Annotated in this window: 12 protein-coding genes and 1 other RNA gene; 5 read left to right on the top strand and 8 right to left on the bottom strand. The window is 63.7% G+C overall.

Annotated features, from left to right (window positions below; genetic code table 11):
- Positions 1 to 12: 12 nt before the first annotated feature.
- The 3 genes from CSC94_RS07635 to CSC94_RS07625 form a co-directional block, all read right to left on the bottom strand.
- Positions 13 to 618: a lipase family protein gene (locus CSC94_RS07635; protein WP_099305566.1), complete on the bottom strand. Its 606-nt coding sequence runs from the start codon at positions 616 to 618 to the stop codon at positions 13 to 15.
- Positions 619 to 688: 70 nt separating this feature from the next.
- On the bottom strand, positions 689 to 3,247 hold the full coding sequence (locus tag CSC94_RS07630) for an ATP-dependent helicase (RefSeq protein WP_099305564.1): 2,559 nt from the start codon (positions 3,245 to 3,247) through the stop codon (positions 689 to 691).
- 74 nt (positions 3,248 to 3,321) lie between these two features.
- Positions 3,322 to 4,380, bottom strand: a complete 1,059-nt coding sequence (locus CSC94_RS07625) for a phosphotransferase (protein WP_099305562.1) — start codon at positions 4,378 to 4,380, stop codon at positions 3,322 to 3,324.
- Positions 4,381 to 4,641: 261 nt separating this feature from the next.
- Here CSC94_RS07625 and CSC94_RS07620 point away from each other — a divergent pair, with 261 nt between their 5' ends.
- Positions 4,642 to 6,447, top strand: a complete 1,806-nt coding sequence (locus tag CSC94_RS07620; RefSeq protein WP_099305560.1) for a chloride channel protein — start codon at positions 4,642 to 4,644, stop codon at positions 6,445 to 6,447.
- Between the two features lie 31 nt (positions 6,448 to 6,478).
- Here CSC94_RS07620 and CSC94_RS07615 read toward each other — a convergent pair whose 3' ends face one another.
- A complete protein-coding gene (locus tag CSC94_RS07615; protein WP_099305558.1) occupies positions 6,479 to 6,979 on the bottom strand; it encodes a thioesterase family protein in 501 nt (166 codons plus the stop codon).
- A gap of 147 nt (positions 6,980 to 7,126) precedes the next feature.
- Between CSC94_RS07615 and CSC94_RS07610 the strand changes: the two genes are divergently transcribed.
- Both CSC94_RS07610 and CSC94_RS07605 read left to right on the top strand, forming a co-directional pair.
- On the top strand, positions 7,127 to 8,539 hold the full coding sequence (locus CSC94_RS07610; protein ID WP_099305556.1) for an FAD-binding oxidoreductase: 1,413 nt from the start codon (positions 7,127 to 7,129) through the stop codon (positions 8,537 to 8,539).
- A gap of 67 nt (positions 8,540 to 8,606) precedes the next feature.
- Positions 8,607 to 12,371: an AsmA family protein gene (locus CSC94_RS07605; protein ID WP_342585948.1), complete on the top strand. Its 3,765-nt coding sequence runs from the start codon at positions 8,607 to 8,609 to the stop codon at positions 12,369 to 12,371.
- A 4-nt stretch (positions 12,372 to 12,375) separates the two neighbouring features.
- Here the strand turns inward: CSC94_RS07605 and CSC94_RS07600 are convergent, their stop codons facing one another.
- The 4 genes from CSC94_RS07600 to ssrA form a co-directional block, all read right to left on the bottom strand.
- On the bottom strand, positions 12,376 to 12,603 hold the full coding sequence (locus CSC94_RS07600) for a ribbon-helix-helix domain-containing protein (RefSeq protein ID WP_099305552.1): 228 nt from the start codon (positions 12,601 to 12,603) through the stop codon (positions 12,376 to 12,378).
- A complete protein-coding gene (locus CSC94_RS07595) occupies positions 12,600 to 12,791 on the bottom strand; it encodes a DUF4169 family protein (protein WP_099305973.1) in 192 nt (63 codons plus the stop codon). Before CSC94_RS07595 ends, CSC94_RS07600 begins: the two co-directional genes overlap by 4 nt.
- 38 nt (positions 12,792 to 12,829) lie before the next feature.
- On the bottom strand, positions 12,830 to 13,405 hold the full coding sequence (locus tag CSC94_RS07590) for an SspB family protein (RefSeq protein WP_099305550.1): 576 nt from the start codon (positions 13,403 to 13,405) through the stop codon (positions 12,830 to 12,832).
- A gap of 114 nt (positions 13,406 to 13,519) precedes the next feature.
- Positions 13,520 to 13,876, bottom strand: a transfer-messenger RNA (tmRNA) gene (gene ssrA, locus CSC94_RS07585).
- A 205-nt stretch (positions 13,877 to 14,081) separates the two neighbouring features.
- Between ssrA and CSC94_RS07580 the strand changes: the two genes are divergently transcribed.
- Positions 14,082 to 14,390 carry a DUF2853 family protein gene (locus tag CSC94_RS07580; protein WP_099305548.1) on the top strand — a complete coding sequence of 103 codons (309 nt, stop codon included), beginning with the start codon at positions 14,082 to 14,084 and terminating at the stop codon, positions 14,388 to 14,390.
- A gap of 171 nt (positions 14,391 to 14,561) precedes the next feature.
- Positions 14,562 to 15,356, top strand: a complete 795-nt coding sequence (locus tag CSC94_RS07575; protein WP_099305546.1) for a thymidylate synthase — start codon at positions 14,562 to 14,564, stop codon at positions 15,354 to 15,356.
- Positions 15,357 to 15,399 lie beyond the last annotated feature (43 nt).

The raw sequence follows: 15,399 nt of genomic DNA, 5'->3' as shown, positions 1-15,399 counted from the left end.
CCGTCGCGGCTGTCATTTTCCCAGGCAGTCGATCATGGTGATGATCCGGTCGGTGACAAAGGGATCGGTCGCGATCGTGAAATGCCCCCTGGCCGGCTTCCGGACCGTTTTTACGCCATCCGTACCCTGTTCTTCTTTCCTGAAATTGTACTGGGTCAGCCTGGTCTTCTGCGGATTTCGGGCGACAAGGACGGGGCTGCGGGGGCTCTGGAACTGGTAGAAATTGTCGACCACGCGCACCGATGGTGCAACAATACCCGGATGGGGCGCATCGACCACCGCTGCATAGTCGATCCAGACGCCCTTGTTTGCCAGTTTCTGTGCCACGGTGGTGACCGCGTTTCCGCCGAGCGAATGGCCGACCACCGCGACCTTCAGATTCGGATTTTTTCTCTTCTTTTCAAGTATTTCCTGAGCGATGCGATCCGCCGCCTGGTAGGAGGTCATCTCGACGTGGTGGCCTCTCTGGCGGATGGCTGTCGCCAGCGGATACATGACGTCGGGAAACAGGAAACCCATGAGACCCCGCATCACGTAGACGTCCGCTGCGAGCGCGCCGGAGACCGTCTGCAGGAGAGACAAAAACCCAATTGCGAACAAAATGCCGATCCGACGCAAATCTTCCTCCTGTGGCGCGTGTCGACCAACGACGTTTCGCGCCCAGAGATAGCAGCAAAATCCGGATCGCTCACACCCTTTCGACGAAACTGTCCAGTACGCGTTTCTGGCCGGCCTTGTCGAAATCCACGGTCAGCTTGTTGCCGTCCACGGCGGCAACGTTCCCATTGCCGAATTTCAGGTGAAAGACGCGGTCGCCGACCGAGAAGGCAGAGGGCGCATCGCTGACGGATTTGGCGACGAGTTCGCCCTCGATGGTGCGGATGCGGGGCGATCCGCGTCCGGCACCCCGGCCGGAATCCGATTCGCCATAGCCGATGCGTTCGACCGCATGCCCGGAGCGATTGCCCCAGTTGCGCGACGTCGCTTCCGTCCGGTTGGCCTGGGCGCGCTGCCACCCGGGCGTGGAATAGGTGCTGGAAAAGGCTTCGCTGCCCATGCGGTCGAAACGGCTTTCGCCATAGGGATTTCGCCTCGCGCCATACTGGCCCATGGCGCCGGCACCGTAGCCTCCGTAGGACGACCCGGTTTCGGCCACCTCGACATGGGCTTCGGGCAATTCATCGAGGAAACGCGACGGGATCGTCGATTGCCAGAGCCCATGGATGCGCCGGTTCGAGACGAACCAGATATGAAGGTTGCGCTTGGCGCGGGTGACGCCGACATAGGCGAGGCGGCGTTCTTCCTCGAGCCCCGAGCGGCCGCCCTCGTCGAGGGCGCGCTGATGGGGGAACAGGCCCTCTTCCCAGCCGGGCAGGAAGACGGTGTCGAACTCCAGTCCCTTGGCAGAATGCAGCGTCATGATGGACACGGCGTCCATTTCCTCGGCCCGTTCGGCATCCATGACTAGCGCAATGTGCTCCAGGAAGGAGCGCATGGACTCGTAGTCCTCCATCGAACGGATCAGTTCCTTGAGGTTTTCCAGCCGGCCCGGCGCTTCGGCCGAGCGGTCGTTCTGCCACATGCCGGTGTAGCCGCTCTCGTCGAGGATCTGCTCGGCCAGTTCGGTATGCGGGGTGTTGTCCAGGAGGCTCTGCCAGCGGCGGAAATTCTCCACCACGTCACGAAGCGCGGCGCGCGGCTTGGGTTTCAGTTCCTCGGTGCCGACAAGGTCGGCGGCCGCCTGCAGCATCGGGCACGAACGGGCCCGGGCGGTATCGTGGACGAGGCGGACGGTGGCCTCGCCGAGGCCGCGCTTGGGCGTGTTGACGATGCGCTCGAAGGCGAGGTCGTCGGCCGGCTGGCAAACGACGCGGAAGTAGGCCAGCGCATCGCGGATTTCCATGCGCTCGTAGAAGCGCGGGCCGCCGATGACCCGGTAGTTCAGCCCGAGCGTGACGAAACGGTCCTCGAACTCCCGCATCTGGAAGGATGCGCGAACGAGAATCGCCATGTCGTTGAGCTGATGTCCCTTGCTTTGGAGCGCCTCGATCTCCTCGCCGATGGCACGGGCTTCCTCCTCGGAATCCCAGGCGGCATGAACCTGCACCCGGGCGTCGTCCGGGTCTGCCATTTCGGTGAACAGGGTCTTTCCGAGCCGGCCCTCGTTGTGCGCGATCAGATGCGAAGCCGCGCCGAGAATATGTGCAGTGGAGCGATAGTTGCGCTCCAGCCGGATCACCTTGGCGCCGGGAAAATCCTTCTCGAACCGCAGGATGTTGTCGACTTCTGCGCCACGCCAGCCATAGATCGACTGATCGTCATCGCCGACGCAGCAGATATTCGGCTGGGCCGGCGCGACGGCGTCGTCGATATCACGGGCTGGCGCATCCTTGCGGACCTGGCGGCGCTGCGCGATCAGGCGCAGCCACATGTATTGCGCCGTGTTGGTGTCCTGGTACTCGTCGACCAGGATGTATCGAAACTTGCGATGATACTCCGCCAGCACGTCCGGGTTCTCGCGGAACAGGCGGATCGGCAGGCACAGCAGGTCGCCGAAATCGACCGCGTTCAGCGTTTTCAGGCGCTCCTGGTAGGCTGCATAGAGTTCACGGCCCTTGCCATTGGCAAAGGCACGGGCATCGCCCTCGGCGATCTGTTCGGGGTAGAGACCCTTGTTCTTCCAGCCATCGATCATCTGGGCAAACTGGCGGGCCGGCCAGCGCTTGTCGTCGATGCCTTCCGCCTGGATCAGCTGCTTCAGCAGGCGGATCTGGTCATCGGTATCGAGAATCGTGAAGCTGGATTTCAGGCCGGCCAGTTCGGCGTGGCGGCGCAGGATCTTCACCCCGATCGAATGAAAGGTCCCGAGCCATGGCATGCCTTCCACCGCCTCGCCGACCAGCATGGCGATGCGTTCCTTCATCTCGCGCGCGGCCTTGTTGGTGAAGGTCACGGCGAGGATCTGCGAGGGAAAGGCGAGGCCGAGGTTGAGAATATGGGCGATGCGCGTTGTCAGGACCCGTGTCTTGCCCGTGCCGGCGCCGGCCAGCACGAGAACGGCGCCCTCGGTCGTCTCGACGGCCTCGCGCTGCTCCGGGTTCATCGTATCCAGATAGGGCACCGCACGGCGTTCCCGCTCGCGGGCGGCCATGGCGCGTGCGGCCAGTCCGCCGCCAGGGCGGGCCGGGGGCATGCCTTTCGGTCCGTCAAAAAACGGAATGTCGTCGTCATCCGGAAAATCTGTCATTGCCTTGCAATGTAGCGATTCGGAGCCAAAAGGCCAGAACATAGCGCAAACAGCGCGGCCGGGCGCCTGCAGGTTCAGCTCCGGCTGCGCTCCAACCGGGAAAGGCGGCGGTCGGTGAAATTCAGGCGCGCAGATGCGATTTCACGGGCGATGGCAGCAAGGTCCGGGTCACCCTTCACAGCGTCATCCAACTCTGTCATCTGGTTCATCGCGATCAGACGAAGGATATCGTCGCGCGGGGTCCCATCGGCAAAGCGGGGCAGCCGCGCGACCGGCTGGATGAGGTCGGCGCCGCCGCTGGGCATGCGCAGCCGTTGCAGCTTTTCCAGTTCGGCCGCATCGACGCCCTCGGGCGCTTCGACGAAGGCATAGAGGCCGACGCCCTTGCGGGGCAGGGGGCAAACGGCGAGCGCCACGTCGGTCACCGCGGGATGCTGCATGAAGGCGGAATTGATGCCGGGGCTTTCCAGGTCGATCCGGTCCTGCGTGCCTTCGCCATCAGACCAGCGGAAGAGGCCGCGGGTGACAATGTTGTAAACCGGCTTGGCCGTGGCCCGCCAGATACGAGAGGGCAGCGAACGCCGCGCCAGGATCCGCTTTTCCGTCGCCGTCAGCAATTGCGGGGCAAACGCACGCTTCTGCTTGATGAGATGGCGGCGGTCCTCGTAGGCCATGATGCGGAACAGGCGGCCACGCCGCTTGTGGACCGAGGCGAGCTGGAAGTCTATGACGCCGGCCGACCCGTCCGGCAGGACAAGCCAGTTCTGTGGCTTGGCGATATCGTTGTGCGTCACGCCAGCATGCCGCATGTCCAGCAGCAACCGCCGCGCATCGCGATACCATGCTGCGTCGGTCGGCCTGGCCAGATGCAGCGGCGTGCCTTCCGACCAGCGGCGAAACAGTCCGTCCTTGTCCACGGACAGCAATTCCGGGGTGCCCCGGATGCCCTTCACTTTTCCGAGGGCACGGATTTCGCGGCGCGCCAGCCACCATGCGACCGGACTGCTCCACCAGGGAGCTGCCGAAACGATGCGCCGGATCACCGGTTCGTCGTGCGCACCGGCAAGATATCCCTTGTGCGTCTCGGAGAAGACATCACGCTTGAGGATTGCTGTTGAAATGAAATCGGCCATGGAACCCGGTTGTTCGCTTGCCGGCTTCCTCTAGTCGCTCTTTGCGCGAAATGAAAGGCCCGGACCGGTGCAAAAAGGCAAGCAGGCCCACGGACAGGCGGAGGGCGTTTGTTCGCCGGAATGATCCTGCCGGCCCTCATTCTGGCGGAAAAAACGCGAAATCAGCGACTTTACGGCAATCCCCCCTTGCCTTGACCCTGCGGGTTGCTCTAACCGAAGGCCACCAGCCCGGTCCGTCCTTTCAACGGAAACGAAGCACCCATGACCACGACAGCCAAGACCGACGCCCTTTCCGAGGCCCCCAAGCCCGGAGAGCGCGAAGCGACACTTCCCATTCTCACCTTTTATGCGTTTCTCGTCGGTCTCGTCGCCGCGCTCGGCGCAATCGGGTTCAAGTTTCTCATCGCGCTGATCTACAACTTTTCCTTCTACGGGATCATCTCGCCCGAACTGGAGCCGAACAAGTACGGCGATCCCAGCGTGTGGGGCGCGGGCATCATCCTGGTGCCGGTCATCGGCGGGCTCATCGTTGTCTGGATCGTGCAGACCTTCGCGCCGGAGGCCAAGGGGCATGGCGTGCCGGAGGTGATGTACGCCATATACCACCAGGGCGGAAACGTGCGCGGCATCGTCGCCGTGGCGAAATCGCTGGCGTCGGCCATCTCGATCGGGACAGGTGCTTCCGTTGGCCGCGAGGGACCGATCATCCAGATCGGTTCGTCCTTCGGATCCACCTTCGGCCGGCGGCTGGGGCTGATACGGTCCCAGAAGATCATCCTGCTGGCCGCGGGCGCCGGCGCGGGCATCGCGGCAACCTTCAACACGCCACTCGGCGGCGTGCTGTTCGCGGTCGAAGTCCTGTTGCCGGAAATCTCGCCGCGCTCCTTCCTGCCGGTGGTCGCGGCAACCGCGACGTCGACCTATGCCTACCGCCTCGTCATGGGCGCCGAGGCCACCTTCTACATCCCGCTCTGGAAGCAGTTGCCCCAGCCGTCGGCCGTCAATTTTACCGAAATCGGGCTGGCGGCCTTCACCGGCATCGCCGTCGGCATCGCGGCCTGGCTTTTCGTGATCGTGCTGGAATTCATGGAAGACAATTTCGAGAAGATTCCCGGCGGTCCCTACCTGCAGAACGTCATCGGCATGACGTTTGTCGGTCTACTCGGCTACGGCTACATGATGTTCATGGGGCATTACCACGTGCTCAGCGTCGGCTATGCCACGATCCAGGAAATCCTCTCCAGCACCACGCTGACGGCCGTTCTTCTCCTGCTGCTCTTTGCCGGCAAGCTGCTGGCCACGACCGTCAGTCTCGGGGCCGGGGCATCGGGCGGAATCTTCTCGCCCAGCCTGTTCATGGGCGCGACGCTCGGTGGGGCTATCGGCGTGATCGGCATCGCGCTGTTCCCGAACGCCAACCTGTCGGTCGAGGTCTTCGCCATGATCGGCATGGGGGCCATGGTCGGTGCCGGGACCAGCGCCGCGATGACCGCGATCGTCATGATCTTCGAGATGACGCGGGACTACAACATCATCCTGCCGCTCGTGCTGGCGGTTGCCATCGCGCTCGGCATCCGCCGCGCGCTGGTCGTCAACGACATTTACACGATCAAGCTGCGCAAGCGCGGACGCGCCATTCCCACCGACCGCACGACGAACATGCTGCTCGTGCAGCAGGCGCGCGAAATCATGAACAAGGATTTCCACATCCTTTCTGCCGACCTGCCGGTGCGTGCCGCCCTGGAGCAACTGGGCCATGACCCGGTCAAGGAAGTGATCGTCGCGAATGGTCCGAGGATCGGTGGCTATGTCCGCTTTGGGACCATTCCCTACCAGGCCGACCGGTTCACGAACCAGACGCTCGGCGACATCATGCGCACCGATTTCGTCATCGCGACGAGCCGGAACACGCTGAACGATGTCGTGACGCGCATGAGCCGGCGCGACCGGACCTGCGCCATCGTCATCGACGGTTCCCACGCCGGCGTTCCCCGGCCGGAGGACGTGCTCGGCGTGATCGACCGGGAAGAACTGGCCACGGCGCTGGTGAAGAACCACTACAGCTGACGGGCGGCCCGGGCCCGGGCCGCTTCCGCTGTCATTCGGACGCGGCTGTTTCCGGCTTTCGCTTGATCGCGATCGAGCGACCGGCCCGTTCCGGCATCGGGAGCGTTGCGTGGCGGGCCTGCATGGCTTGCACCTTTTCCTTCACGTCGTCCGGGAAGGGCGTGACCTTCGGGCCGCTCATGTCAACATGCAGCGACAGGGCCTCGCCAGTCGCTGCCAGCCAGCCGTCCTCGTGGCGGATTTCCTGGTAGACGCGAATCCGCTTGTCGTCATGATCGAGCATCTGGAAGCTGACGGTGACCTTGTCGCCTTCGTGCAGTTCGCGGACGTAGCAGACGTGTATCTCCGCGGTGAAGACGCTCATGCCGCGGTCCCGGACATAGTCCGCGCTGACGCCGAACTCTGCAAAGGCCTCGTCCGCACAGCGATCGAACAGGACGTTGTAATAGGCCATGTTCATGTGGCCATTGTAGTCGATCCAGGCGGGCTCCACGGCAAGGACAGATGAAATGAACGGTTTTGCTTCGGTCATGCTTCCTCCTTGCAGGGCACCGGCGCCGGCGTTAGGACGGTCACGGCTTTTCTCTGTCGTCTCGTCATGCCAGATTGCGGCCGCTGCAATCAAGCGAGCGGTGCCCGGTTGTCAGCCGGAAATGCTCGTGAACGGGGAGAAAACACAATGGCACTGGCGGATTTGCACGCGGCCGAACGCAATGACGACGGAATCGCCGCAGCGGTGGGAATTCTGAAGCAGCGGTTCGGAGAGCGGTTCCAGACAGGTCACGCGATTCGCGAACAGCACGCACATACGATGACCTACCTGCCGGCCCAATTGCCCGATGGCGTCGTTTTCGCCGAGAACTCGACCGATGTTCAGGACATCGTGCAGGTCTGCATGGAATACCGGGTGCCGATCATCCCCTTCGGAACGGGCACGTCGCTGGAAGGGCATGTGAACGCACCGGCCGGCGGCATATCCGTCGATGTGTCCCGCATGAACCGAATCCTCAAGGTGAGCCAGGATGACCTTGACGTCGTTGTCGAACCCGGTGTCACCCGGGAGCAACTGAACGATCATCTCCGCGACACCGGCCTGTTCTTTCCCATCGACCCCGGCGCCAACGCCTCGCTTGGCGGCATGGCCTCGACCCGGGCGTCGGGCACGAACGCGGTGCGGTATGGCACCATGCGCGAAAACGTTCTGGCGATGACCGCCGTCATGGCCAATGGGCGCGAAATCACCACGGCGAAGCGGGCGCGCAAGACGTCTGCCGGCTATGACCTGACGCGCCTTCTGGTCGGATCTGAAGGCACGCTCGGCATCATCACCTCGCTGACGCTGAAGCTCTATGGCATCCCGCAGGCGATCTCGGGCGGCGTGTGTCCGTTCCCCAGCCTTGAAGCCGCCTGCCAGGCGGTTATCATGACGATCCAGATGGGCATCCCGGTCGCCAGGATCGAACTGCTGAACGCGCTTTCCGTGAAGTCGCTGAACGCCTATTCGAACCTCGACTACCCGGAAAGCCCCTGCCTGTTCCTCGAGTTCCACGGGTCGGACACCGGGGTGGAGGAGCAGGCCGAATCCTTCGGCGAAATCGCCGAAGAACTGGGTGGTGGCCCCTTCATCTGGACGACGGTTGCCGAAGAGCGGAACAAGCTCTGGAAGGCGCGCCACAATGCCTATTTCGCCGGGCTTGCCCTGCGGCCCGGCTGCCGCGGGATCTCGACGGACGTCTGCGTTCCGATCTCGCGCCTGGCCGAGTGCGTGTCGGAAACCGAGGCCGACATCGCCGAGCATGGGCTCGTCGCGCCCATCGTCGGTCATGCCGGTGACGGCAATTTCCACGTGCTCCTGCTGCTCGACATGGACAACAAGGCCGAGATCGAGGCTGCCGAGGCCTTCGTGGAACGCCTGAACCTGCGGGCCATCGCCATGGAAGGGACATGCACCGGGGAGCATGGCATAGGGCAGGGCAAGCAGCGCTTCCTGCAACTGGAACTTGGCGCGGCGGTCGACACGATGCGGGCCATCAAGGGTGCCCTCGATCCGCTCAACATCATGAACCCCGGAAAGGTCCTGCCGCCGGCCTGATGCCTCTTTCCCGACACCTTGCGCGCGATAATCTGCTAGAAACAAGTCCCATTTCCGGAGTGTCGTCCTGAACCGGCTCTTTGTCCTTATCGGTGGTCTGCTCGTTCTCGTCCTCGCGGCGGCGCTGGTGCTGCCGCCGTTCATCAACTGGACCAGCTATCGCGCCGATTTCGAACGCGAGGCGAGCCGCATTCTCGGTCGCAAGGTGACGGTCGGCGGGCAGGCATCGGCCCGCCTCCTGCCGTTCCCATCGGTGAGCTTTTCCGATGTGAGCGTGGCTGGCGTCGATGGCGGTCCGCCCGCGATGACGGCGAAAAGCTTCTCGATGGACGCGGAACTGTCGCCGTTCCTGCGCGGCGAGATCCTGATTTTCGACATGCGTCTCAACGAACCGCACCTGACGATCGCGGTGGACGACACGGGCGTGCTCGACTGGGCGATCCGTCCGCAGGCGCCGGCCGGCGTGTCCGATATCACGCTTGAAAACGTGCAAATCATCAACGGCATGGTGGTCGTGCGGCATGCTGCCAGCGGGACCGACCAGACCATTGCCGATATCAACGCCACGCTGTCGGCGGACAGCCTGGCAGGCCCCTGGCGCATGGCCGGCAGAGCCTTGGCCGGCGGGCGCCCGGGAGCATTCTCGATCTCGACAGGGACGGTCACCGAGGAAGGGCGGATGCGGTTGCGTGTTCAGGCGGAACCCGACGATCTCCCCGTCGTGCTCGAGACCGACGGCAATGCCTATTTCGAGGATGGCGCGCCGCGCTACGCCGGGACGTTCCAGGTGGGGCCGCGCGCCGAGGAAACGGCGGACGAGGCCGCGACACAGCCCTTCGCCATCTCCATTGACAAGGAAGCGGCCTGGACAGACCTGCGCTTTTCCGGCGGGTTCACGCTCAATCACGAAAGCCTCGCCCTCGATACGGTCCGGCTCGAAAGCGGACCAGTCGACGATCCCTATACCGCCGAGGGGACCGGATTCATCGACCTTGGCCGGGAACCCCGTTTCGTGCTGAAACTGGAAGGCCGGCAGGTGCAACTGCCCGCGAAGGATACGGCCGGTGCACCCATATCTTTCGCCGCGCGCCTGGCGGCCTTTCGCACGTTCCTGGACTGGCTGCCGCGGTTTTCCATGGCCGGGTCCATCGACATGTCCCTGCCGGCAGTTGTCGCGGGCGACACGACGGTGCGTGATCTCTCCTTCACCGCCCAACCCCGTCCGGATGGCTGGACCCTGTCGCACTTCACCGCGCGGCTCCCGGGACGGACAACGCTGGAAGCGTCAGGCATCCTGCGCAATGCCGGCGAGGTTTCCTTCGATGGCAAGCTTCTCCTTGCCATTGCCCAGCCGTCGGGGTTTGCGTCCTGGCTGACCGACGATGTCGATGAAACGATCCGCAGGCTTGGCTCCGCCGGCTTCTCGGCAGATGTCAACCTGTCGACGGAAAGGCAGAGCGCGCGTAACCTCGAGATCGTCCTCGGCGGGGTGAAATTCACCGGCCTCTTCGACCGGCTGTCACCGGAGGGCGAACAGCCGGCATCGATCGTCGAACTGGATGGGGGCGGGCTTGATCTCGATGGACTGCGCGCGCTGGCGGTTCTGTTTCTCGGAGAGCGTGGAGATTTCCGGCTCGCCCAGGATGATCTCGACCTGAAGCTGAAAGCCGGACCTGTCGCATTTTCGGGCCTCACCGCCGCGAAGCTCGATACCGCGATCCGGCTCAAGGGCGGTCGCCTGGACATCGACCGTCTCGCAATCCAAGGGCTGGAAGGGGCGAACCTGTCGGCCACCGGCCAGTTCGACGGCTTCCCGGCGATCCGCTCGGGGGCGGCAGATGTCACCGTTCTGTCCGACGACATGGCCGGGCTTGCCTTGGTCCTCTCGCGGCGATTCCCGGAGAACGCGATTCTTTCCGGCATTGCCGCCCGCACGTCGCTCTATTCCGGCCTTCTCGGCGATGCCCGGCTCGACCTGAACACAAGGCTGGAAGACGACGCCGTAACCGTGTCGGGGCAGGGCACCGCCGGCGGGACGCAGATGGACCTGCGCGTCGTCGGCACGAGGGCGATCCTGCACGGCGACGGTGACCTGCAGGTCTCGCTGTCGGGGCGAAACGAGGACGGTGATGCCATCCTGGCTGCGTGGGGCGCGCCGGTGCTCCCGATCGGTCTTGCCGGCCGGGTGGAGACGGGGCTGCAGATCCGGGGGTCGCGTGATGACGGGTATACGGTTTCCGGCACGATCTCCGGGCCATCCTCGCTCATGCGGTTCAGCGGCTCGGCCCGGCAGACCGATGCCGGCCTGCAACTGACCGGCAAGGGCGAGGCCAAGGGCGAGGATTTCTCGCCCTGGCTGATGGCCACGGGTTATGGATTGCCAGGACTGGAGATCGGCCTCCCGGCTGTGCTGGAAACCCCGGTCACCTGGAGCGACGGGATTCTCGGCCTTGCCGGACTGAAAGGGCAGGTGGCGGGAACGGATGTCTCCGGGGCCCTGGAAGTGAAGGGCGAGGGAGGGCGAATGTCTGTGACCGGCGACCTGACCGCGGGATCCCTCGCTCTGGATCCGCTGGTCGGCACGCTGCTTGGCCCGGACAGCGTGAGCATGGTTGGAAGCGATGCCTGGCTGCAGCATCCCTTCGTTCCGGCGGGCGCCATTCCCCTGGACGCGAAGATCGGCATCACCGCAGGTGAACTGACGTTGAGCGGGTTGCCGAAAGCGGAAAATGCGACGCTTCGGATCGGCGTTGAAGCAGACCGGATCCGGCTGTCTTCGCTGGCGGCCGATTTCGGTGGCGGGAAGATCAGCGGTCTTGCCGAACTGACAAACACAGGCGGCAACGCGATCCTGTCGACGCAGGTCAGGATCGACGGCGCCGACCTGGCGCGGATTGCCGGCGGCGATGCCCTGAGCGGCGCCGCAGATATCTCGGCCAGCATTTCCGGTAGCGGGAAGACGCCGGAGGGACTGATCGCTTCGCTTAGCGGGTCGGGAACGGCGAACGTCAAGGCGGTCGAGATCAGCGGTCTCAATGCGTCTGCCTATGCTTCGATCGTCACCGGTGCCGATGCCGCCGGACCGCAGATCGACCAGGCGAAGGTCGAGGAGATTGCGCTGCCAGTGCTGCGTGCGGGCAGCCTCAGCGTGCCGGAGGCCGATTTTGCGTTCACGGTTGCCGGCGGCGTCATCCGGACGCCACCGTTGAGGATTGACGCGGGAACAGCAAGCCTGAGTGCGGACCTGTCGGCGAACCTGTCCACCGGACAGATGGAAGCCGGCGGTACGCTTTCCTTCAATCCCGGCGACGATGAACTGGCAGGTTCGGAGCCCAGCGTCGGCTATCGCTGGACCAGCGAGCAGGGGCTTGTCTTCGACACGGGGCCACTGTCGCAATTCCTGACGCAGCGCGCGCTGGAAAAGGAACAGGCTCGCGTGGAAGCGATGCAGGCGCTTTTGTTGGAAAAACAGCGGCTTCGGCGTGAATCTGCCTATTTTTCGGACCTTGCCAGGAAGCGTGAAGCGGCGCTGCGGGCGGAGCTGGAGCGGCAGGCTGCCGAGGAGGAGGCGCGCCAGAAGGCGGAAGATGCCGCGCAGCAGCGGCTGAACGAGCAAGCCCCGGAGGACGGCGCGGCACCGGTAGATCCGGCTGCCGACCCGGACAGGCCCGGAGCGGCGCGGGAGACCGGCCCAGGGCAGGACGTGCAGCGGGCACCGCTTGCCCCGCCGGAGCAGCAGAGCGCGTCATCCCCGTCGACGCCGGCGCCGCCGGCGCTCGAAACCGAGGGGCTGACCATCGAAGACCTGCTGCAGAACCCGAAGCAGTTCTGACCAATCACGGCGCGCCGGTCTTCGCTCGGAGATCGTTCAAGACCGCCAGCCGCAGGGCCGATGACAGGTTGGTCTGCCGGTCCCTCTGCTCGTCGACCTGCGCGATGAGTGCGGCGAACGGCAGGGCCTGTTCGCTGGCCATGCGCAGAAGTTCTGCGTAAAACGCGTCCTCGACAGAAAAAGACGTGCGATGGCCGCGAATCGTGACGGAGCGCTTTCGAACGCCGCTCATTCCCGCGACGGGTCAGGCGTCAGCCGATGACCATCGAGATGCCGGTCGAGCGTCTGCCGCTCCTGCCGCGTCCTGGTCTTTTCTGCCTTCGTGCGGCCGTGCTTGACCCGGTTGGCGTCAGCTTCACGCTCCGCGGACTGCCGGTCCTTTCGCTTGCGGAACTGGCGCAGATTGACAACCTCACCCATGGCACCGCTGCTCGCTTCCTTGCCCTTCCGGGCCGGTTTCATTTCTTCTTGCGAAAAGCATCCAGTGACACGACGTCCGCTGCCGGCTTGTCGGCTTCATCGTCCTGCGGCGGCGTCTTGTCTTCAGCGTCGTCGTCCTTTTTCGCCTTCGGCTTTGCAGCCTTGCGCGGCCTCGACGGCTTGCCGGCGTCATCGTTCTGCTTTTCCGCCTTCTCCGGTGCCGGCAGCTCGGTGATCTCCGCTTCCGGCTGTTCTTCCAGGCGGACATCGAACTCCAGCTCGAAGTTCACGGACGGGTCATAGAAGCCGCGAACGGCTGAAAAGGGGATCTCCAGCTTTTCCGGAATGTCCGAGAAGGACAGGCCGACCTCGAAGCCGGTTTCTGTAACCTTGAGGTCCCAGTACTGGTACTGCAGGACGATCGTCATCTGCTCGGGATATTTCTCCATCAGGCGAGATGAAATGCGGACGCCCGGTGCGCGCGTCAGGAACGTGATGAAGAAGTGATGATTTCCCGGCAGGCCCGTGCGGGCAACCTCGGTCAGCACCTTGCGCATCACGCCGCGAAGCGCGTCCTGCGCCAGGATGTCGTAGCGGATGTGGTCTTGCGCCATTGGTGCCGGTTCCCGATTCCTCGTCCGCGAAGATTTAGAACATGTGACGCCCGCAAGCAAAGGCTTCGTTGCAATGAACGAGGTATTTTGAAGCTGCATTGATGTTGGGGGAAAGGTGGAGGCTTCTGTTGCCAGGCGCCTCCGGGCCCCGCCTGACGGGGCTAACCGTCAGGACTTAATTCGAAGCAGTCGCACCGCCATTAGGCAGCGAGACGAGCCTCAGCATAGTTGTCGTTGGCAACTATAATTGTGACCCGATAACGGTGGTATCATGCCGAGCGAAAGTCCGATCTTTACACCCTCGTCGATCCTGTTTCGCCCCCATCACAAAAAGCCGCGACCGGCTTCTTGTGGTGGAGGCGCCGGGTACCGCCCCCGGGTCCGAATGGCTTATTCCATCGGCCGTTTATCGCCATAGTCAGACAAGCTGACAAAGCAAATATAGTGTGTGGGCACCACAATTGGAAGGGTCCGGTGCGTCAATCAACGGAAAGTGCGGGAAAGCAGGCAGGGTCGGACGTCACCGTTACACGCTGCCCGTTTGTCGTCTGCGGGATTGACTTGCTGATAACGGGTTGTAGCCTCCTTTGCGCGTGAACTGCCGGTTCCGGCAGAATCATCGAGCCAACGGGGACAGCCGCTGCCGGCGCGTCATGCGGCTAAGAGGAGAACGACCATGGCAGACTATATCGAGGACGTGAAGAAATACGATTCCGGGGCAGACGAGGCCATCGTGGGGAAAATCGTCAAGCATCTCGGGATCGCGCTGCGTTCGCGGGACGCATCGCTGGTGTCCTGTTCGGATCCGTCCGAGCTGGATCGCGTCATCGAGAAGTGGTGCGGCAAGAAACTGGGCGTCACGGGAGATGCAGCCGGCTCGGCCGTGCAGAAGGTCTGCGAGACGATGAGCGGCGACCGTTCGAAATCCCGCGTGACATTCTATTATCTGGTTGCCAAGGAACTCGGCAAGCTCGGCGATCTCTGATTACCGTCATTGCCAGAGCGTAGAGGGGGCTGCACGGTTGGCGTTGCGGCCCCTTGCCATGTCCGTGGGCCGCCGGTTCCTGTTGGTATCGCGGGGATTTCGCGTCTCCGGCCTTCGGTTGGCGGGCCGATGCGCTAATATGCAATCCGGAATCATCTAGGGCCGGACAGGATGCGCCAATATCTCGATCTTCTTTCTTACGTTCTTGAGACCGGTGTCGACAGGGGCGACCGCACCGGCACGGGGACGCGCTCGGTGTTCGGCTACCAGATGCGTTTCGACCTCGAGGACGGTTTTCCGGTTCTGACCACCAAGAAGCTCCACCTTCGGTCGATCATCCACGAATTGTTGTGGTTTCTGGCCGGCGACACGAACACAGGCTATCTCAATGAGCATGGCGTCACCATCTGGGACGAGTGGGCCGACGAGAACGGCGATCTCGGCCCGGTCTACGGCGCACAATGGCGGTCGTGGCCGGACGGGCGCGGTGGGACGATCGACCAGATCGCCAACCTGCTGGAACAGATCCGCCGCAACCCGGAGTCGCGCCGGCTGATCGTCTCCGCCTGGAACCCGGCCGAGGTCGACAGCATGGCGCTGCCGCCGTGTCACTGCCTTTTCCAGTTCTATGTCGCGCAAGGACGCCTGTCCTGCCAGCTTTACCAGCGGTCGGCGGACATTTTCCTGGGGGTGCCCTTCAATATCGCCTCCTATGCGCTCCTGACCATGATGGTGGCGCAGGTCACCGGCCTGAAACCCGGCGAATTCGTGCACACGCTCGGGGATGCGCATCTCTACCACAATCACTTCGAGCAGGCGCGCCTGCAACTGACCCGTGTGCCGAGGGCACTGCCGGTGATGAAGCTCAATCCGGCCGTGGATGACCTCTTTGCCTTCCGCTACGAGGATTTCGAACTGGTCGGCTACCAGGCCGACCCTTCGATCAAGGCACCGATTGCGGTCTGACACCGGCTTGACGGGCATCATGGCGGCGGTGCCGTTCCGGGCT

The sequence above is a fragment of the Zhengella mangrovi genome (assembly GCF_002727065.1).
In the GTDB taxonomy this organism is placed as follows: domain Bacteria; phylum Pseudomonadota; class Alphaproteobacteria; order Rhizobiales; family Rhizobiaceae; genus Zhengella; species Zhengella mangrovi.
The sequence above is the reverse complement of the archived record's forward strand: the minus strand, read 5'-3'. Positions and strand labels throughout refer to the sequence as shown.

Coding starts and splice junctions, on each gene's coding strand:
- CSC94_RS07625 (WP_099305562.1), bottom strand. CDS start 4,380: ATGGCCGATTTCATTTCAACAGCAATCCTCAAGCGTGATGTCTTCTCC.
- CSC94_RS07600 (WP_099305552.1), bottom strand. CDS start 12,603: ATGAGCGGCGTTCGAAAGCGCTCCGTCACGATTCGCGGCCATCGCACG.
- CSC94_RS07575 (WP_099305546.1), top strand. CDS start 14,562: ATGCGCCAATATCTCGATCTTCTTTCTTACGTTCTTGAGACCGGTGTC.
- CSC94_RS07615 (WP_099305558.1), bottom strand. CDS start 6,979: ATGACCGAAGCAAAACCGTTCATTTCATCTGTCCTTGCCGTGGAGCCC.
- CSC94_RS07620 (WP_099305560.1), top strand. CDS start 4,642: ATGACCACGACAGCCAAGACCGACGCCCTTTCCGAGGCCCCCAAGCCC.
- CSC94_RS07630 (WP_099305564.1), bottom strand. CDS start 3,247: ATGACAGATTTTCCGGATGACGACGACATTCCGTTTTTTGACGGACCG.
- CSC94_RS07590 (WP_099305550.1), bottom strand. CDS start 13,405: ATGGCGCAAGACCACATCCGCTACGACATCCTGGCGCAGGACGCGCTT.
- CSC94_RS07595 (WP_099305973.1), bottom strand. CDS start 12,791: ATGGGTGAGGTTGTCAATCTGCGCCAGTTCCGCAAGCGAAAGGACCGG.
- CSC94_RS07580 (WP_099305548.1), top strand. CDS start 14,082: ATGGCAGACTATATCGAGGACGTGAAGAAATACGATTCCGGGGCAGAC.
- CSC94_RS07610 (WP_099305556.1), top strand. CDS start 7,127: ATGGCACTGGCGGATTTGCACGCGGCCGAACGCAATGACGACGGAATC.